General features: G+C 37.0%; 18 protein-coding genes and 1 tRNA gene. All 19 read right to left on the minus strand.

The window, feature by feature from the left end; translation table 11 throughout:
- Positions 1–10: 10 nt before the first annotated feature.
- Positions 11–2092: a patatin-like phospholipase family protein gene (locus PHY73_05265; GenBank protein MDD3375114.1), complete on the minus strand. Its 2082-nt coding sequence runs from the start codon at positions 2090–2092 to the stop codon at positions 11–13.
- 11 nt (positions 2093–2103) lie between these two features.
- Positions 2104–2826: a hypothetical protein gene (locus tag PHY73_05270; GenBank protein ID MDD3375115.1), complete on the minus strand. Its 723-nt coding sequence runs from the start codon at positions 2824–2826 to the stop codon at positions 2104–2106.
- A gap of 6 nt (positions 2827–2832) precedes the next feature.
- Complete coding sequence (locus tag PHY73_05275; protein MDD3375116.1) at positions 2833–3426, minus strand: hypothetical protein; 594 nt, start codon at positions 3424–3426, stop codon at positions 2833–2835.
- 179 nt (positions 3427–3605) lie between these two features.
- Entirely contained in the window at positions 3606–4544 is a 939-nt protein-coding gene (locus tag PHY73_05280; GenBank protein MDD3375117.1) for a transketolase family protein, read from the minus strand.
- Between the two features lie 13 nt (positions 4545–4557).
- On the minus strand, positions 4558–5379 hold the full coding sequence (locus tag PHY73_05285; protein MDD3375118.1) for a transketolase: 822 nt from the start codon (positions 5377–5379) through the stop codon (positions 4558–4560).
- A gap of 84 nt (positions 5380–5463) precedes the next feature.
- A tRNA-Lys gene (locus PHY73_05290) sits at positions 5464–5536 on the minus strand.
- 184 nt (positions 5537–5720) lie between these two features.
- Positions 5721–7385: a hypothetical protein gene (locus PHY73_05295; GenBank protein MDD3375119.1), complete on the minus strand. Its 1665-nt coding sequence runs from the start codon at positions 7383–7385 to the stop codon at positions 5721–5723.
- Between the two features lie 108 nt (positions 7386–7493).
- Complete coding sequence (locus tag PHY73_05300) at positions 7494–9011, minus strand: DUF1846 domain-containing protein (GenBank protein ID MDD3375120.1); 1518 nt, start codon at positions 9009–9011, stop codon at positions 7494–7496.
- A 10-nt stretch (positions 9012–9021) separates the two neighbouring features.
- The gene (locus PHY73_05305; GenBank protein MDD3375121.1) at positions 9022–10425 is read right to left on the minus strand and encodes an amidophosphoribosyltransferase; all 1404 of its coding nucleotides are present in this window, start codon (positions 10423–10425) and stop codon (positions 9022–9024) included.
- Positions 10426–10505: 80 nt separating this feature from the next.
- Complete coding sequence (carB, locus tag PHY73_05310; protein ID MDD3375122.1) at positions 10506–13724, minus strand: carbamoyl-phosphate synthase large subunit; 3219 nt, start codon at positions 13722–13724, stop codon at positions 10506–10508.
- Between the two features lie 123 nt (positions 13725–13847).
- A complete protein-coding gene (gene hcp, locus PHY73_05315; protein MDD3375123.1) occupies positions 13848–15476 on the minus strand; it encodes a hydroxylamine reductase in 1629 nt (542 codons plus the stop codon).
- Between the two features lie 19 nt (positions 15477–15495).
- Positions 15496–16338: a 4Fe-4S binding protein gene (locus tag PHY73_05320; GenBank protein MDD3375124.1), complete on the minus strand. Its 843-nt coding sequence runs from the start codon at positions 16336–16338 to the stop codon at positions 15496–15498.
- Positions 16335–16742, minus strand: a complete 408-nt coding sequence (locus PHY73_05325) for an Rrf2 family transcriptional regulator (GenBank protein ID MDD3375125.1) — start codon at positions 16740–16742, stop codon at positions 16335–16337. The genes PHY73_05320 and PHY73_05325 overlap by 4 nt, the downstream gene beginning before the upstream one ends.
- Positions 16743–16820: 78 nt before the next feature.
- Positions 16821–17831: a class II fructose-1,6-bisphosphate aldolase gene (locus PHY73_05330; GenBank protein MDD3375126.1), complete on the minus strand. Its 1011-nt coding sequence runs from the start codon at positions 17829–17831 to the stop codon at positions 16821–16823.
- An 82-nt stretch (positions 17832–17913) separates the two neighbouring features.
- On the minus strand, positions 17914–18687 hold the full coding sequence (locus PHY73_05335) for an ATP-binding protein (GenBank protein MDD3375127.1): 774 nt from the start codon (positions 18685–18687) through the stop codon (positions 17914–17916).
- 7 nt (positions 18688–18694) lie between these two features.
- On the minus strand, positions 18695–19348 hold the full coding sequence (locus tag PHY73_05340; GenBank protein ID MDD3375128.1) for a DUF2490 domain-containing protein: 654 nt from the start codon (positions 19346–19348) through the stop codon (positions 18695–18697).
- A 20-nt stretch (positions 19349–19368) separates the two neighbouring features.
- Positions 19369–19755: a fluoride efflux transporter CrcB gene (crcB, locus tag PHY73_05345; GenBank protein MDD3375129.1), complete on the minus strand. Its 387-nt coding sequence runs from the start codon at positions 19753–19755 to the stop codon at positions 19369–19371.
- 34 nt (positions 19756–19789) lie between these two features.
- Complete coding sequence (locus PHY73_05350) at positions 19790–20302, minus strand: permease (protein MDD3375130.1); 513 nt, start codon at positions 20300–20302, stop codon at positions 19790–19792.
- A 225-nt stretch (positions 20303–20527) separates the two neighbouring features.
- Positions 20528–20656, minus strand: a complete 129-nt coding sequence (locus PHY73_05355; GenBank protein ID MDD3375131.1) for a hypothetical protein — start codon at positions 20654–20656, stop codon at positions 20528–20530.
- Positions 20657–20800 lie beyond the last annotated feature (144 nt).

Here is a 20800-nt window from a genome sequence, read left to right on the forward strand (position 1 = left end):
ATCCAATTCTCTACTGACTAACAACTTGCTTAATATCATTGATTTTGTTTTGAGTTGCAACCTCGCCACTTCGGATCAATTCATCAACCTTGTAAAGCTCAAACCAATCGATTCCCGTTAAATCCGGATGAATCAAGACATCTGCCTGCTGTGCGCTTTGTTCTGCCAAAACATAATCAACAGACTGAAAACTGCTAACAATAATATCACAAATATTCGGAGTCAATAACTTAGTCCAGGCCTTTGCAATACATCTTTGTAAAAAATAAAAAGGCAGGGCCAACGCAAAGCTCGGTCTCTTTTTTTCTTCTTTTTCTTTAGAAATCTGATAATCTTTTAGGACATCTTGCGGCGATTTTAAAATATTAACAGCAATAATCTTTCGAATGCCCATCGATGCTAAAACGTTTGTTGGAAGTGGATTAACAATACCACCATCGATAATAACATGATCGCCCTCAATAACTGGACTAATCACTCCAGGAATCGCAATACTTTTGCGGATTGCATCAACGACATCACCCCCATCAATAATTAGGTCCTCCCTCTTTGTTAAATCATATGCCACAATTTTTAATGGAATCCTTGTATTGTAAAAAGTTTGCTTTCCAATCTTTTTTCGAAGCCACCGCTTAATCATATATCCACCAATAAATCCAGATTTTGGAAAAATAATATCAAGCAAATGTAAACAACGAATCCTGCTTTCAAATTCCCGAGCAAGCTTTTCAATTTCTTGGGCATCGCGACCTAACGCCCAAAGCCCAGCAATCAACGCTCCAATGCTGCTTCCAACAACAATATCAACGGGAATGCCTTCTTTTTCAATAACCCGCAAAACACCAATATGAGAAATACCTAAAGCCGCACCGCCGCCTAATACCAATCCAACACGAACATCCCCAATTTCTCGAGCTATTTTTCTCATTTGCTGCGAGAATTTCGTAGACATATCAGGCATTAAAACCTGAAACATATCCAAAGAAATTGTTTCTGTGTTATCATCTTCAAAAATCTCAGAAAGATAAGCATAAATATCTTGTTCTAAAATTTGGTTTATTTTTTCATAAGGCACTCTCTTCTTGTTGTCTGTTTGTCGAACAAATATCTTTATTTTTTGTTTTTTTGACTCACCTAAACCAGAATGCTCTAATTTTCGTAAGAATAATTTTCCAGAAATTAAATCAGCTTTAGAATCACCAAGAATCAAATGAATATCATCAGACTGGTTTAACGTTGTTAGAACATCGTTATCAGACTGACTTGGTAAATCCAAAACAATAAAATGATATTCGTTTGCAAGGCTGCTGACAAACTGACTTATCTTTGTCGAAACAACAGAATCCTTTGAGTCAAAACAAACACTTAATAGATCTGCAGATTGATCACTCTTGATTATAGAAGACTCGGTATTTTCATAATGGTCAATAACTTCGTTTAAATTAATCGGCTGGTTTTTCCACAATGGTGAAAGCCTAGATGCTTTTTTCTCATATGAGCCTGACGATAAAACGCAGTTCATGTCAATAAAAATGACTTTTTTCCCTGTTTCTTTCTTTAAATGATGCGCTAAATTAAAGGCATAAATTGAACCACCCGTTCCCTGCCTTGGGCTATAAGTAGAAATAATTGTGCTTTCGAAAATAGACTTCTGATGATGCTGCTGTTTTTTAAGTCGACGAGACAACGTATAACTAAAATCAACAGCCAGACGTGGAACCTTACTTAAAATATCGTGAAAATCATCTTTTTCGATGCGTAAAACAAGCGCATCATTTAACGTTTCAAACGTCAGAGAATGAGGCTCTCCGGTTAAAAGAGAAATAATACCAAAATAAGTTCCTCGATAAATATATTCAACATTTTTCTTTTCTCCACTATCGCTTAAATTATATGCACACACACGCCCAGAAACCAAACAATAAAAACCGTCTGGCGAGTCACCCTTTTCATAAATAATTGCTCCCTTAGAATATTCCCGGAATGTGCATCGTGAAGCAATCTGATGAAGTTCTAGCCAATTTAAAGAACTAAAAGCAGGAATTTGGCGAATAATAAAAAACTTATTTATAATTGAAACTGGGCTTGTCATAAATATTTAATTTAAAAAATTCTCCATTCATACATATCATAAAGATGGATCTTCTGCAAAAGAACCTTGAACATTGGAAAACTAACATAAACCGCTAAAAAGATCCAAAGAAAAACGGAAAATCCGATAGATAGAAGATCAAAAAAAACTTCTGTTTTTTTATGGCGGCGGCTCAAGTCTAGGTATGCTCGCCTCGTTCCAGCTTCACCATCAGCCGATTCTGCACACTGTTGGTATATTCGTTTTGTGTGAACGATATCGCCATTTAGAACGTCTCTCAAAATATGAAAATAAGCAATATTATAATCGCATTCATCCTTTGAATGCTGACCTAATCGATGCTTACAATGGCATTGATTACAAAATCCTTTATATAAAAAATGAAAATAATTGGAATACAAAAAATTAAAAATAACCCAAGGTAAATTAAAAAACGCTATCGCATTAACAGGCTGAATAAAGAAGCGCTTAACTTCTAATCCATATTTCATTTGATTTCGATTTAGATCAAAATATAAAAACAACGAGTGATTCTTAAAATAACTTCCAACAATATATTGAGTATGAGGATCAAAAATTCGAACATCTTTTGAACCGCTAAAACGTTTTAAAAACTTTTTGCGCGTATGTTCGAGAGCCTGCTTAAAATCTATTTCGACTAGAGTTTTTTTGCACCGCTCGCAAACCATTGCGGACTCTTGATAGAAAACATTACAACTTAGACATTCTTTCATTAAATATTAATAAATTTTAAATGTTTTAATCATGCTTTCGGCATCTGGATAATATTGGTCATACTGTTCTTTTGGTGCAACAAAGGTAAGGATATACGCTCGCTGATTCTTAATAAAAAATGTCATCATAATTTGAACCGTAAAGCCTTCAGGATCAATCGAAGGAGCAAGATCTCTTTCAACAAGCTCTTCTGGATATCCATATTGCGTTAAAGTATAAACAATTTTATATCCGGGAACCCATCGATGCATGATTTTCTTAGACTCTAGAATGTCTAGATAAACATCGGGTAAATCTCCCATAAGCTTTAATTGATCAACAACAGACTTGGAATAATCCTCAAGAGAAACTCTATTATCCAGATCTTCGATCGAAATAGTTAAATTCTCTTGGAACGAATCAAATTTGTCTTCTGATGGCGACAAAAATGCAACAACCGCAGCGCCATAAGACTCCTTTTTCTCCCAATCTGCATTATAATGAATTGCGAATTCAAACGGAAGATTCCTGTAAACAGGGCGTTTATCTGATGAACAGCCAACGGCCAAAGCAAGGAGAAGACAAGAAAAAAATATTTTTCGATAAACTTTATAGATCATATATATCCTTATTAATATAAATATTATATCATTAAAAATAAACTTATCAGAAATTTATTACAAATTTACCCTAAATCTTATATTTAGCAAAATTCAAAGACTCTACTTTTGAATATAAACTAAACAAAATGGGCAGCTATTTCTTAGCTGCCCATAAAAATAAACCCTGCAATAAAATCTTATTTTTTACGCTTAATGGCTCGTTTTGCCGCCTCAGCAATATCAACATCTTTTAAATGATATTTTTTAAGTAAACCTTCTGGATCGCCGGTTTCACCATAAACATCTTTTATACCAACCATCTCGATTGGCGTTGGATATTCTTGTGATAACAATTCAGCAACAGCACTTCCCATACCACCAATAATCTGATGCTCTTCTGCAGTAACAATAGCTCCTGTTTCTTTTGCGCACGCAACAAGCGCAGCTTCATCCAAAGGTTTAACTGTATGCAAATTGATTACACGTGCATCAATCCCTTGTTTTTTAAGGATTTCTGCAGCCTGCAAAGATTCGTAGACCATCAATCCAGAACCAATTAACGTCACATCTTTGCCCTCGCGCATAATGCTAGCTTTTCCAAATTCAAAAACATCATCCTCTTTTGTCAAAACTGGAAACGGAGCCCTACTTGTTCTCATATAAACTGGGCCATAATGACTTGTCATCCAACGCGTGGCTTTTTTTGCTTCAATCGTATCAACAGGACAAATAACAGACATATTTGCTAAAACACGCATAATCGCAATATCCTCAAAAGATTGTGCAGTCGCCCCATCTTCGCCAACTGTAAGACCCGCATGAGAACAAACAATTTTCACATTAGCATTATTTTGACAAACATCGATTCGGATTTGATCATATGCTCTATTGGTCATAAAAACCGCAAAAGATGACGCAAACGCAACATATCCCTGCATGCTTAACCCAACCGCGGTTCCAATAACATCTTGCTCTGCAATACCCAAATTAAAGAATCGATCAGGAAATTCTTTTTTAAAATACTCGGCTCGCGTTGCGTCTTCCAAATCAGCAGAAACAACAACAATATCTTCGCGCTCTTTTCCTAGAGTTACCAGCTCTTCGCCAAATCCATCTCGTGTTGGTATCTTATCCATTAAATTTTCCCTTCTATCGAAGCTCGCTCAAAGCTTCCTTAAGTTGCTCATCATTAGGTGCTTTACCGTGCCATTGACACTTATTCTCCATAAAAGAAACCCCTTTGCCTTTTATGGTATTTGCAATAATTACCGTTGGCTTCTCTTTCGTATCTACAAATTGATCGAGCGCTTTAATCAACTCATTAAAATCATGACCATTCACATTAATAACTTCCCAACCAAAACTTTTCCATTTTTCAGCTAGAGGCTCAAGGCCCATAATATCACTAATAAGACCGTTTTCTTGAACTTTATTATAGTCAACGATTGCACAAACATTATTAAGCTTAAAGTGTGCAGCTGTCATCGCAGCTTCCCACACAGACCCTTCTTGAATTTCACCATCTCCCATTAAGCAATATATCTTAAAATCTTTATTTCGCATTCTTGCGCCAAGAGCTAATCCATTAGCAACAGAAAGTCCATGACCCAAAGATCCTGTATTAAGTTCAACTCCTGGAACTTTACGATGAACATGGCCCTGAAGCCTTGTGCCAAGTTTACGAAATGTGCTAAGTTCTTCTTTTGGAAAATATCCAAAATGCGAAAGAACTGTATAAACCGCTGGAGAAGCATGACCCTTAGAAATAATGAGCCTATCGCGGTCCTCCCAATTAGGGTCGGTAGACTTATAATTCATTTTGTAACCGTACAAACTAATTAGAATTTCCACTGCAGAAAGTGAGCCACCAGGATGTCCTGATTTGGCAGAATTTATAACTTGAAGAATATTCTTTCTAAGTTCAAGCGCTATTTCTTGCAACGCCTTAACATCACTCTTTTTCTCTGTCACTCTTGCCTCCATCCTTATACGAAGAAATTAAATCTATTATATTAATAAAATATTTATTTCTCAATTACGAAATCTAACAAAAAATGGGCCATGGAGGGCTTGAACCTCCCACCCCCTGATTAAGAGTCAGGTGCTCTACCAGATGAGCTAATGGCCCAAAATTACTACTATTTAAACTTGAGAAAGATTTTGGTGCTTATTCTCGTTTCCAAAAAACCTTATTTCGCCTTGAGGACCACGAGTGGCCCAAAATTACAACTATTTAAAAAGCAATTGAAAAACACACGAGTATACCAAATTCTTGCAAAAATGTATAGGATATAATTTCTTTATTTAGAAACCTAATTAACATTAAGCCCAATGAGACCTGGGTTAACAAGAAGAATAATCCCAAGAAGAACCATAATCAGCCCTCCAGTAAATTTCAGAATTTCCATTTGCCTTTGAGAAATCGGCTGGCCTCGAAATGTAAAAATAAAAATTGTAATAATAACGCCAAGAGGCAACACATAAACTAAATTGTATAACAATACATACAAATAATATCCAACCGAAGTTTCTAGCATTCTCGCCGATAAAATACTTGTATAAATAATGGGAAAGCCAGCCGTGCAAGGCAACTCGATCAAAGATGCCAATGTAGCCAACGCAATAGAAGACGAAATCAATACAGGAAATGTTCCTTTCTGAATAATTGATTTCATCGCATAAATTTTTTTCATGAGCGGTCCTCTCTGCTGATCAGGAATGGTAAGGCTTATTCCTTTCTTGAAAAACAAAAGCTCTTTGCAGTTAATCAAGCCAGCACCCAAAGCGAGAACAGCAATACCAATTCGGAGAGGCGTTATAAATCCAACATATTTAAATACATTAAGCCATGCCGCCATAAAAAGAAAATAAATCAAGAAAACCATGAATACAAAGCTAAACCCAACAACATATAGCCTTGCCTTAGAATCTGAGCTTGAAATTAGAAGCGTCATCAAACACGTAAGAACAAACATGTTGCATGGATTAAAACCATCAATTAAGGCAATCACAAATGTAAAAAGTGGCAAAGGCAACTGATACCCGATGTTTTCTAAGAATTTTGGTGAAATGGAGTGGGCCGCAAGAAAAAATAAAAGCAGGAATATTAAGCTGACAGCAACAACAATGTAATCTTTTTTCTTTTTCGAAATATCTCGAAGCTTGACCTCAAGACCTCTCTCAGTTCTCACAAGTTTACATAATGATACGAGTAACAAAATAAAAATAAAAGACAATACTATGAAAGGGAAAGAGTCTTTTAGAAAATCAAAAACTCCTCGTGATATTTGATTTGAACTATCACTCCAAAAAAGAGTCCAGCCTTCAATCTGAACGGCATTCTCAAAAGTAATCTCCCCTCCTGAGATAGAAACAGGTGCTGGCGCAATTTTTATATACGAAACACCTTTTAGAGCTTTCTTAACATTCTTTTCCGTTAAAAGTTTATGCAAAACCTGGTTATTACCAGTCCCAGTACCGTCTGATACCAAAACTCGATTTTTGGTCCAGATAGAAATTTTACCTGGAAGCTTCGCTAGATCTAAATCTTCAAAATTAATCTGCTGACCATCCGGCGTCGGACAAGGATTGCTATTAAACTCTCGCGTTGCCTCAAGAATCGAAACAACATTCATTTTTCCCATGGCCTTAGCACCATGATTTAAAATAAAGAACGGGACACCCCTGCGCTCACCTTCCCTTAAATAAGATGCAAAATAATCCTCTTTTACTTTTTTATTATATTTATCTTTTTTATAAATTTCGTAATCGAAAATAATAAAGTTGGATTTTTCTGCCGTTAAAACAGAAAATAAAAGAGGATCAACAACGGCACAATTATGGCAACCGATCCCTGTCAAATATGCCGCACACATAAAATCTGTATTCTGATCCGGATCAGCAGCGACAGAAATCGAAGCGAGGGATAAGAAAAGAAAAAATACAACAATAAATAAGAAAAAAGTTTTAAAACGCATAATTAAAACACCTCTTGCATGCAACACTAAGAATATTAATAATTAAATGACGTGAATATTATATAAGTTTGATTAAAAAATACAACAAGAAATCTTTCAGTTTTTAAATTAAACTCTGTGGAGCTTCTTTGTTGCAAAACATGCATCCGTTGTCAAATTAACACCTAAGCGCCTTAAGCCCGCCTCATCTCCAGGTGTTGGAATATGCGTCATATGAACCTCGCACCCTTCTAATTCAGAAATTTTCTCAAGCGCTGCTTGAGCCATTGGGCTTGTCGCCGCACTCATACTTAACAAAATAAGAACTTCGTCAACATCAAGACTTACGCTTTTTGCTTTTAAAATATTTTTCCTAAAATTCGTCACAGAATCAATAATAGCAGGAGACAATAAATGAATTTTATCTGGAATACCAGATAAATGCTTAACGGCATTTAAAATCAAGCTTGAACCTGCATGCATGAGCGCCGTATTCTTTCCTGTTAAAATTGTTCCATCACCAAGCTCAATAGCCGCTCCACAAAAAATGCCTTCATTTCCTTTCTTCTTTCTTTCCGCTTCTTTAGCAGCTTCTCTGGCCGGACCAACCACATTGCGATCGCTTGGGCGAACACAAAGTTCGTTCATAATCAATTCTGCTCGCTCCACTGTCTCTTGATCCTCAAGACCCATGAAATGTTCTGATTGACAACGAAAAAAACGACGGATAACTTCTTGTTTAGCCGCCTCTTTAACCACTTCGTCGTTAATAATACCGAATCCAGCTCTATTAACACCCATATCCGTTGGTGATTTGTAAACAGTATCTTCTCCCATAATTTTTTCAAGGATTCTTCTAATAATGGGAAAAGCCTCAACATCACGATTATAGTTAATAGTCGGCTCTCCATGCGCCTCTAGATGAAAAGGATCGATCATATTAAAATCCTTTAAATCAGCCGTCGCTGCTTCATATGCAATATTAACAGGATGTTTCAAAGGAATGCTCCAAATTGGAAAAGTTTCAAACTTTGCATATCCCGCTTTAATCCCCCGCTTATGCTCATGATAAACTTGCGAAAGGCAAGTAGCTAATTTCCCGCTTCCAGGACCCGGTCCAGTAATGATAACAAGCTTATTTTTTGTCTCAATATATTCATTTGCGCCATAGCCTTCATCGCTAACAATAGAATTAACATCTGTGGGGTATCCCTTTGTAAAGCTGTGTGTGTAGACCCTAATTTTTAAACGCTCAAGCTTATCCTTAAAAATCTTTGCCGATGGCTGACCATTATAGCGAGTGATGACAACAGCTGAAATGTCAATTCCCCAATCCCTTAAATCATCAATCAACTTAAAGGCATCTGCATCATAAGTAATTCCAAAATCTGCTCTCATTTTTCGACGCTCAATATCACCTGCATAAATACAAAGAATAAAATCAGCCTCATCTTTTAACTGCTTAAAAAGGCGCATTTTTACATTAGGGTCAAATCCTGGCAACACTCTTGATGCATGATAATCAAATAGAAGCTTACCGCCAAACTCAAGATAAAGCTTATTATCAAATTTAGATAATCGCTCTAAAATTGCAGCCTTTTGTTCATTGAGATATTTTTCGTTGTCAAAACCAATCTTTTTCGGCATAAAATCTCCTTTATTTTGGACACTTTCCATTCCAGCAATAGAGACATATTTTTTCTTTAGGCAACCCAATCGCTTCAATCATATCTTCAATTTTCTGATAACGAAGGGTTGTTACTCCCATATCTTTGACAATCCAATCCATCATTTTCTTATATTTTGAACTTTTATGATCTAAGTATTCTGAAACATCATCTAAATCCCTGCCTTCGATTGCCTTAATCGCCTTGCGAGCAATCAACTCAGAATGAGTTCTCGTTGATAAACAAAACCGGCACGGAAACATTAAAGGTGGGCAAGCAGGTCTGGCGTGCACTTCTTTAGCGCCTGCATCCCAAAGTTTTTTAATTGCAAAATTCTTTAGCTGAGTTCCACGCACGATAGAATCATCGCAAACAACAATCTTATTATTTCTTATAATATCAGCGACTGGTATCAGTTTCATGGTTGCAATCAAGTCTCTCTTCTTTTGAGTCGGTGGTGTATAACTTCTGCCATATCCTGGGGTGTATTTTACTAGCGCTCTGCGATAAGGCTTACCAGATTCCATGGAATAGCCAATCGCATGCGCAATCCCAGAATCAGGAACACCGGTAACTAAGTCAGGATCAATGTCCGTGTCTTGTCGAGCCAAAGCTCTACCGCAACGTTCACGCACAACCTCTGTATTGATTCCCTCATACGTCGATGCTGGAAATCCTGTATAAATCCAATAAAACGAACATATCTGGTTAATCAAGCCACCCGCACGCTTATCCACAGGTCCATTTTCAGTTAAAAGAACAATCTCTCCTGGAGCTAAAAATTTAACAACTTTAAATCCAAGATTAGGAAAAGATGTTGTTTCGCAGGCAACAAGCCATTCATTATCATTCTTACCTAAAACTAAAGGCGTATATCCATACCGGTCTCGCGCAGCAAACACTCCTTCTTCGTTCAACAAAAGAAGCGAACATGATCCTTTGATCACATCGAACATTTTTTCGATGCCATCAATTAAATTGTCACCAAGACAAATAAGCTTCGCAATAAGTTCTGAAACATTAATCCCGCCCTTCGTAACCTCACTAAAGGAAACTCCTTTTTTAAACAAAATCTCCTTAAGCTCATCTTTATTTTCAATTAAACCCATGGCAACAACGCAAAATGGACCAAATTTAGAATTTAAATAAATTGGTTGCTCGTCAGAATCACTAATAACCCCGATTCCTTTTGATCCGCGCATGCCTCCGTTGCCTTCCGAAAACTTCGATTTAAATTGGCTTTCGCTAATGTTGTGGATGCGCCTAACAAAACCGTTTTCACCCAAAACCGCCATCCCCCCATACTCTGTTCCAAGATGAGAATGATAGTCTGTTGCATAAAACAAAGTTTGAACACAATCTTTTTTTGAAACAACACCAGCAATTCCACTCATTTTCTCTCCTATTTTATTCGGGCTGTCCCTTAGAGCAGCAATCTAACCGCTGAACCAAGAAAATACTTTTAAAATCAACTTTATAGATTAAAATCTAGAATATCTTGATGATATTCTTGTAACGACTTTGGACCAATGTTTGCATTCTTTACAGATTCAATTCCGTCGACGGTTGCTTGCGCAGCTGCAACAGAAGTCACATATGGAATCTTTTTCTGAATGGCTGTCATGCGAATATAGCTATCATCATATTTACTATTTTTTCCAACCGGTGTATTAATGATCAAATCAAGCTCGCCATTTTTAATAGCATCAGCAATATTAGGTCTACCTTCATGCACTTTTTTAATCAAGCTATTTGGAATGCCTCGATTTGTTAAAAATTCACTGGTTCCTTCTGTTGCAAAAATCTTAAACTTAAGATCAATCAATTTTTTTGCAACACCAAAAAACGATTCTTTGTCATTTTGATTGACAGTTAAGAGAACATTTCCTTGCAAAGGCAGCTTTGATCCTGCGCATTCCTGAGCTTTATAAAATGCAAGACCAAATGTATCCGCCAATCCCATAACCTCACCGGTTGCCCTCATTTCTGGACCAAGCAAAGGATCGACTTCAGGAAACATGTTGAACGGAAATACAGCTTCTTTAACGCCAACATAAGGGATTTTCTTCTCTACAAGTTCAGGAAAATCACTAATCTTTTTTCCTAACATAAGTTGAGTTGCAATACGAGCAATCGGTATTCCATTTACCTTTGAAACAATGGGAACAGTTCGAGATGCTCGTGGATTTGCTTCCAAAATATAAACCTGATCATTAAATATAGCAAACTGAATATTCATCAAACCGACAACCTTTAACTCTTTTGCAATATCAGCTGTATATTTCTTTATTGTTTGAGCCTGATACTCAGTAATAGTTCGACTTGGAATCGAACAGGCTGAATCTCCAGAATGAACACCCGCAAGCTCAATATGTTCCATGATTGAAGCAACAAATGTTTCTTCTCCATCGCAAAGCGCATCTACCTCAAGCTCAATCGCGCGCTCGAGGAAGCGATCAATCAACATCGGATGCTCAGGGCTAACATCAATCGCCTCAAGAGCATATTTTCTAAGCGCTTTCTCATCATAAATAATTTCCATCCCTCGACCCCCAAGAACATACGACGGTCTGACCATTAAGGGATATCCGATTCTTTTAGAAATTTTAAGAGCCTGATCCAATGATCTGGCTGTATCGCTTTCAGGCTGAGGAATGCCTATCTTAATCATTTTCTTTCTGAAATTCTCACGGTCCTCTGCCAGATGAATACTTTCAGGTGTCGTGCCAAGAATATTGACTCCATAATCTTTAAGCTCTTGTGCAATATTTAGCGGTGTCTGACCGCCAAATTGAACAATAACTCCGTCTGGTTTTTCTTTTTCATAAATATTTAAGACATCTTCAACCGTTAGTGGCTCAAAATATAATTTGTCAGACGTGTCATAATCCGTAGAAACAGTTTCGGGATTACAATTGACCATAATCGTTTCATACCCTGCATCCCGCAAAGCAAAAGCCGCATGAACACACGTATAATCAAACTCAATACCCTGACCGATGCGATTAGGTCCACCGCCCAAAATCATGATTTTCTTATTTGCTGAAACAGACACCTTGTCTTCAATATCTCGATAAGTCGAATAATAATATGCTGCATTCTCAACACCGCTCACAGGAACAGCCTCATAAGAAGCTATTTTATTTAACTTAATGCGTCTTGTGCGAACCTCTCTTTCGCTAACCTTAAAAAGTCCAGCTAAATACTTATCTGCAAATCCCCATTCTTTGGCCTGGATAAATTTCTCATCAGGCAAATTCTTAAATTTCAACTTTATAATTTCTTGCTCAAAATCAACTAACTCTTTTATCTCATTCAAGAAATATGCTCCTATTTTTGTCATCTTATGAAGCTCATCTATGCTCAAGCCTTTGCGCAAAGCTTCATACATTAAGAAGACTCTCTCGCTAGATGGAAATGCCAAACGTTGTTTTAATTCTCCCAGGGAGAGCTTGTTAAAATTCTTTGCAAACCCGAGACCGTATCGTTTTATTTCAAGCGAGCGAATGGCTTTTAAAAATGATTCTTTAAACGTTTTTCCAATACTCATAACCTCGCCTACAGCTTTCATTTGTGTCCCTAAAATATCAGTCGCCTGAGGAAATTTTTCAAACGCCCATCGCGCAAACTTAATAACAACATAATCCCCGCTTGGTGTATATTTTTCAAGAGTACCATCTCTCCAATATGGAATCTCATCCATTGTAATACCAGACGCGAGTTTTGTTGAAATGCGTGCAATCGGAAACCCTGTTGCTTTTGAGGCCAGAGCCGAAGACCTAGAAGTTCGAGGATTAATCTCAATAACAACCAAACGATCTGTTTCGCGATTATATGCAAACTGGACATTGGTTCCACCCACAACACCAATGGCGTCAACAATGTCATACGAAATTTTCTGAAGTTTTTTCTGAAGCTCTACCGGAACCGTTAACATTGGAGCTGAGCAAAAACTATCACCCGTATGAACACCCATAGGATCAATATTTTCAATAAAACACACTGTAATCTTCTGATTCTTTTCGTCGCGAACAACCTCTAGCTCAAGCTCTTCCCAGCCTAAAACAGATTCCTCAATTAAAACCTGACCAACCATGCTTGCCGATAACCCTCTAGCAGAAATCGTCCTTAATTCCTCAACATTATACGCAATGCCACCACCTGTTCCACCCATCGTATAAGCTGGGCGGATAACAACAGGATATCCGAGATTTTCTGCAATTTTCTCCGCTTCCTCAATAGAAAGAGCTGGTTCCGATAGCGGCATTTCAACGCCAACTTTCTTCATTGTTGCCTTAAACTCAATGCGGTCTTCGCCCCGTTCAATCGCATCCGGCTTAACTCCAATAATTTTAACATTATGCTTTTTTAAGACCCCTTTTTTATGTAATATCGAAGAAAGGTTTAGCCCTGTCTGACCCCCCAGATTAGGCAAAAGCGCATCCGGTTTTTCTTTTTCTATAATTTTCTCAATCATTTCAGCAGTAAGAGGCTCGATATAAGTTTTATCAGCCATTTCTGGGTCAGTCATAATTGTCGCGGGATTTGAATTAACAAGGACAACCTCGTAGCCTTCTTCTCTGAGCGCTTTACATGCCTGTGTCCCAGAATAATCGAATTCGCAAGCCTGACCGATGATAATAGGACCAGAACCAATAATTAAAACTTTTTTGATGTCTTTTCTGCTGGGCATTACTTCTCCTTTTTAAGATATAAAAAACGGGGATAAAAAAACTGAAGTGCCTAGTTTTTAGGCACTTCAGTATAGCAACACAAAAAATGAAAATCAATAATCTTTATTTGATCATTGTTTCATTTAATTTCCAGCCATCATTGCCGCGACGTCTGCTTCAGCATCCCCAATCGACTTGATATCAAATTTCTCAACCAAAACATTAACAACATTCGGCGATAAAAATGCTGGGATCGTTGGACCCAAGCGAATCTTTTTAACACCTAAAAACAAAAGAGCCAAAAGAACGCAGACAGCTTTTTGCTCGTACCAAGCAATATCAAATGAAATAGGAAGATCATTGATATCATCTAGCTCAAAGACTTCCTTTAGCTTTAAAGCAACAACAGCCAATGAATAAGAATCATTACATTGACCAGCATCTAAAACACGAGGAATACCATCGATATCTCCCAAAGGAAGCTTGTTGTATCGATATTTTGCGCATCCCGCTGTTAAGATAACTGTATCTTTTGGAAGTTTTTCAGCAACCTCAGTAAAATAACTTCTTGATTTCTGACGTCCATCACATCCACCCATGACAATAAAACGCTTAATCTTGCCTTCTTTAATCGCACCAACAACTTTATCCGCAAGTGCCAGAATTTGCTTGTGTGCAAAACCACCAACAATCTCTCCTGTTTCAATTTCTACAGGAGCTTCACATTTCTTAGCCAAATCAACAATAGCAGAAAAATCTTTTTTTCCACCATCTTCTGGATCGGCAATATGTGTTGTTCCCGGATAACCTGCCATGCCTGTTGTGAAAATGCGTTCTTTGTATGCCTCTTGAACAGGCGTAATGCAGTTTGTCGTCATTAAGATAGGTCCATTAAACGAAGCAAATTCTTTATTTTGATTCCACCAAGAACTTCCGTAATTTCCAACAAGATGATTATATTTCTTAAACTCTGGATAATAATTTGCCGGAAGCATCTCACTATGAGTATAAACATCAACGCCTGCATTCTCTGTTTGCTTCAAAAGCTCTTCCATGTCCTTCATGTCGTGACCTGAAATTAAAATTCCAGGGTTTTTTCGAACACCAATATTAACCTTTGTTAATTCCGGTGACCCATATTTAGATGTGTTTGCCTCATCTAAAAGTGCCATTGCCTGAACAGAGAAATCTCCAGCTTTTAAAACAAGGGCAACCATCTCGTCAACTGATAAATTAACTGTTGTCGATGCAAGTGCCTCGGCAACAAAATTATAAATATCTATCTTTTCTTTTCCTAAAATAGAAGCATGATCCGCATAAGCTGCGACACCTTTAAGTCCATAGACTAAAAGCTCTCGCAAAGAACGAACATCTTCGTTTTTTGTTGCTAAAACTCCAACTTCAGCTGCTTTTGTAGAAAAATCAGCTTCATTTCCAACCCAAACAACTGAGTCATGAAGCCCATCTAAAGAACCATTATATTTTTTCTTTAATCCATCTCTCAATATCAAAGCTTCCTTAATAAGCGCAACAAATCTTGCATCATCAAAGTTAGCATTTGTAATTGTTGCAAAAAGTCCTCGACTTAAGAATCGCCCAACCTCGTTATTCAAAAGACCTTGCTCTTTTCCTTTAACGCAGACAACTGAAATTCCCTTTAAAACATAAATAAGTAAATCCTGAAGATTTGCTGTTGGCTCTTTTTTTCCACAAACTCCACCTATTGTACATCCTGTATTTCCTGCTGTTTCCTGACATTGATAACAAAACATCTTTTCACCTCTTTCTTTCTTAAATAACTCTCCCGTCAATCGAGATCGTATATTCTTTAATAATGATATTTTTACCTGATTGCTTTAATGCCTCCAGAGCAATATTAACCGTTGCCGAACAACATGGAACTTCCATGTGAACAATCGTCAAAGAGTTTATGTCTTGAGTCTTAAAAATATTAGCAAGTTTCTCAACATATTGATGGTTTGACTGATCAAGTTTTGGGCAAAAAATAGCCAATTTTTTGCCCTTTAAAAAACGCTGATGAAAGTTGGGATACGCAAATGGAACGCAATCCGCGGCAATCAAAAGATCTGCGCCTTTCAAATATGGGGCTTGAGGATTCAACAAATGCAATTCAATCGGCCATTGCTGAAGTTGAGGTTCAATTTCAACATTCGGGCTGTCGACATTCGCCTTTTGCCGATTACTTAAATCCATCATTTTTGATCCAGGGCACCCACCTTGAGCATGAGCATGCGATTCATGATGCTGTTGCTGCATTTCATCAATAATATCACTCATGCCTTTTTCCTTTAAGATTTCTTTCGCTTGTTCCAAATAATCTGCTTGGTTATGCTGTTTTAAATGTTTCAAGTGGGCTTTAATAACGCCCTTTCCTTGGATTACAATATTCTCCATAGTCTTAGCCTCATCATAGGCAACAGCTTCTCTTTCTTCAATGGCAATCGCTCCCGCAGGGCACTCCCCGATACAAGCCCCTAATCCATCACAATAAAGCTCGCTAACAAGCCTTGCCTTTCCATCAATCATCTGAATGGCTCCTTCGGGACACCCTTCGGCGCAAAGCCCACATCCATTGCATCTATCATCATCAATTTTTATAATTTTTCTTTTCATTTCTGCCCCTTCATCAAACTTGCGATCGTTACTTTGTTAAGCCGGCTTGAAACTGACTTCTCAATTCCTTTAATTTCTTTTCTCAAAGGACAAGTGCCGACATTTAAACAAATCTTTTTTTTAAAAAGGCATTGTGAAAAATTAATCTTACCCTGAAAAATTTCTATAATTTCAGATAAAAAAATCTTATTTGGATTCTTTAAAAGCAAAAACCCACCCTTATTCCCTTTGACAGATCCTAAAATTTTATTTTTCTGTAAACTTTGCAAAATCTTTCTTAAAAAAGGCCTCGGAATACCCAAATCCCGCTCGAGATCAAGACTTGAATTTAAATTTCCTTGTCTTTGAAAAAGAAAAATAATCGCTCGGATTGCATAATCTGTATCTCTATTCAATAAATTCATATATTAATGATACTACGTTAGTATCATTTGTCAAGAAAAAAATAGAGCCCTTTTTCAAGAGCCCCACTTTTTTTAATTTTAAGCTTTACCTGCTGAACCTAAGACATTTTCATTTTTATGCTTGTACATCTTAATCAATGCCTCGCGAGCTGGTCCTAAATATTTTCGCGGGTCAAAATCACCTGGCTTGTCGTTAAAATGCTTTCGAATAGCCGCTGTCATCCAAAGCCTTCCGTCTGAATCAATATTAACCTTGCAAACATTGTACTGCGTTGCTGTTCTTAGCTGCTCCTCTGGAATACCAACAGAATCTTTTAAAGCTCCTCCGTTTTCATTAATAATCTTAACAGCCTCCATTGGAACAGATGAAGAACCATGCAAAACAATTGAAAACCCTGGAATCTGCTTTTCAATTTCTTCTAAAATATCAAAACGCAATGCTGGCGGGATATAAACACCGTCCGCGTTCTTTGTACATTGTTCTGGTTTAAATTTATTTGCGCCATGAGAAGTTCCAATTGAAATAGCCAGAGAATCAACACCTGTACGTTTAACAAAATCAACAACTTCTTCTGGCTTTGTATACGTTGATTTTTCAGCTGAAACCTCATCCTCAATACCTGCCAAAACACCAAGCTCTCCTTCGACGGTTACATCAAATTGATGACAATAATCAACAACCTTTTTAGTCAATGCTACATTTTCTTCATAAGAATGATGTGAACCATCAATCATAATAGAAGAAAATCCAGTGTCAACGCAAGATTTGCAAAGCTCAAATGTATCGCCATGATCCAAATGAAGTGCAATTGGGATTTCTTTAAGACCTTTTTCCTTTGCATGCATCTTCATCATTTCTACAGCACCTTGACCCATATAGCTTAGCAATGTTTGATCTGCATATTTTCGAGCACCGCTTGAAACCTGCAAGATAACAGGCGACTGAGTCTCAAGACAAGCTAAAATAATAGCCTGAATCTGCTCCATGTTATTAAAGTTATACGCTGGAACAGCATATTTGCCAGCCATAGCCTTTTTAAACATTTCTTTAGTATTAACTAAACCTAGATTTTTATACGAAACTGCCATAATTGACTCCTCCCGATTAGTTTTACAAATTGTTTAAGTAAAAACTTAGTATACCCCAAACAAAAAAATATGCACGCATTTTTTAAAAATTTTCTAACAAATCTTTGTCTTCGCGACTTCCCAGCAAATAATCATTTTTAATATTCTTAAGACTATTAAAAATATTGAGCTTTACGGCCTGATTTTCTTTTTCAAGATCTTGAAGAAGTCTTTTGACCATCATTCGCTTTGACTTATCGCTATTAGGGCACTCGAATTGATCAATGCCTAAAAGTTTTTCTTTTTCTGCAAGCGATCTAATACTCTCCTCTCTCTCATATGCCAGCGGTCGAATAATCGTAAGTCTTCCGTCAAAAAGATCTTGCTTAGGCTTCATCGCCCCAATTTCAGCCCTAAAAAATAAGTTCAGTAGAATCGTTTCAACAATATCGTCTAAATGGTGACCAAAAGCAAGCTTATTAAATCCTTTTGTCATTGCAAGCTCAAAAAGTGCCTTGCGTCGATTTCGCGAGCACCAAAAACAATCAATATCTGAAAAACTTTTTCCTTCTAAAAAATCAATCTTTTCAATATGATATGAAACACCTAAATCTTCAAAATATTTCTTAAGTTTCTCAGTAGGAAAACCAGGAACGCCCGCATCAATATGGACAGCTAAAAGTTCAACTTTAACAGGGATATAGCTCTGACGATATTGCAAAACATTAAAAAGACTCAAGCTGTCTTTCCCGCCAGAAACCGCTACCATGATTCGATCACCATCATGAATCATATCGTAATCACCGATAGCCTTGCCGACACGCTTTGAAACAGCAATCATCTCCTTGCTCGCATCAACTCTAGTTGTATTTACCATAATATTTTTAAAAATTAATATTTAATCGAGTTCCAAGAACATTGGCATGATTCCAATAATCTTTTTTATCATCCGACTGCCGCATATAATAAAGATCAGCAGAAACGCTCTCTGTTATCTTAAACGTAAAGCCACCATAAAGACGTTTTCGATTTAAAGAACTCGTTGATGAATCATAAAAGATTTCATATGCTGTATAGGGCCTAATTTCAAATTTTGTCAACTTCCACGGCGCGCTCATTTTAAAACAATTACGATATTTCCAGGCGTTTTCTTTATTAGAAATAAATCTATATTCATATCGAGATCGATCGCTAAAAGAGAAGCCATACAAATCCCATTTAAAAGTTGCATTAACATGCGGCCTGTTCTCAGGGCTCCAATCTCCATTTGATTTCTGAAAAATCTGGCGATAATTTACGCTTACATCAAACCATTTTGCAAATCCAGAATAGGTTAATCCTAAGTCAGAATGCTGGTAATACATCCCACTGGCATTATCTCCTTGATAAAATTCTTCTTCCAAAGAAAGCTTCCAATCATCAGCAATCTTCCAGTTAGCTTTCACAGTATTCCAAACTTGAAAATCTTCATCATCAAACGCAAACAACGTTGTTGCCATACCTAAAATAATTAAACAAACCAAAATTACTTTTTTCACAGCCCTTCTCCTTTTTAAATTTAGTTAAAGAAATTAACAAGAGGCTTTGAAAGAAAAAAACCAACAAAAACAGCTGTAATACAAAAAACATTATTGGCTAAAATATTTAATAATGCAAGCTTCATCTCTCCATCGCGCATCAAATAAAACGTTTCTAAGCTAAAAGTAGAAAACGTCGTAAGTGCCCCCAAAATACCCACAAATATAAATAAACGCAAATTCGGGCTAACTGAAAATGTTTCGAAAATTCCCCACAAGAATCCCGCAACCAGTGATCCCAAAACATTAACCGTTAAAGTTTCCCAGAAAAAAACACCGTGCATATGTTTTTCAATCAAACCAAAAATAAAATAGCGCATTGTAGCCCCTATGGCACCACCCGTTGCCAAAAAAATAATTTTTTCCATGAATTATTTCCTTCTTTAAAAAATATTGTAACGATTATTTTATAACTTTAAACAAAAAATTAGCAACAAGTCCCGCAATAGGCGGAACTAAGCAGACGCTAAAAAAGCGTATCAGGGCAAACTTCCATCCCAAAATTCCTATCTCTAAAGGTAGTCGGCTTATGCCCCACAATGCCCAACCTGAAACAAACGCAACCATAGTGCCAATGCTTGCACCAGAACGCATTAAACCAGCTGCGATAGGAAAGCTAACATAAGGCCCGCCAGGCGTAAGCGCTCCGGCTAAAGACCCAACAAAAATACCTTTAATACCAGACTCTTGGCCTACCCATTTCGCGATAAGCTCTTTCGGAATAATAACCTGAACCATTGCGGCTGTAATAAAAGCAAGGAGCACAATAGGCAAGATTTCAACTGTCATCGAAAAAGCAGATTTCATGCCCTCAATATGCTGATTTTTTTGGTATGCCACAATGGATACACCAATCGCAATCACACCTAAAATAATCGTCGGAACAAGCATTTCTGATTTTCTCCTCTTTTGCATTTCATCCGCCTCTTATATTTCTAACGCATTGTAACATATATCAATAATAGCTAATAATATTTTCTAGAAAAAAGGGCGCCTTTAAAAAAGGCGCCCAAACTTAAACCAAAAAAATCAAACCAGCTATTTCTTAACCTTCTTTGGTTTTTTAATTTTTTTGTCTTTCTTTCCCTTGCTTTTATCTCCCACTTCTCGTCCTCCTTCTTTAATTATTAATATTTATATTTACTCAGACTCTGACTTAGCAGCCTCTAACATTTTTTTATCTGCCTTCTTTTTCTTCTTTTCTTCTGTTTTCTTTTTCTTAGCTAATTCTTTCTGATACTTTTGATATGAATAATTATCTTTAGCCAAAACACTCTCCTTAAATGAGCCCCTACCGTTTTGTTTCGCTTTTGCTTACAAAACGGAAACAACGGGGGCGAATTTACTCCGCACACGAAACGTGTCGGAGCTAATAATTAGTAATAATTAATTACACAAACGATTTAACGTTCG

This window comes from Candidatus Omnitrophota bacterium (genome assembly GCA_028693815.1).
In the GTDB taxonomy this organism is placed as follows: Bacteria; Omnitrophota; Gorgyraeia; order Zapsychrales; family Aceulaceae; genus Aceula.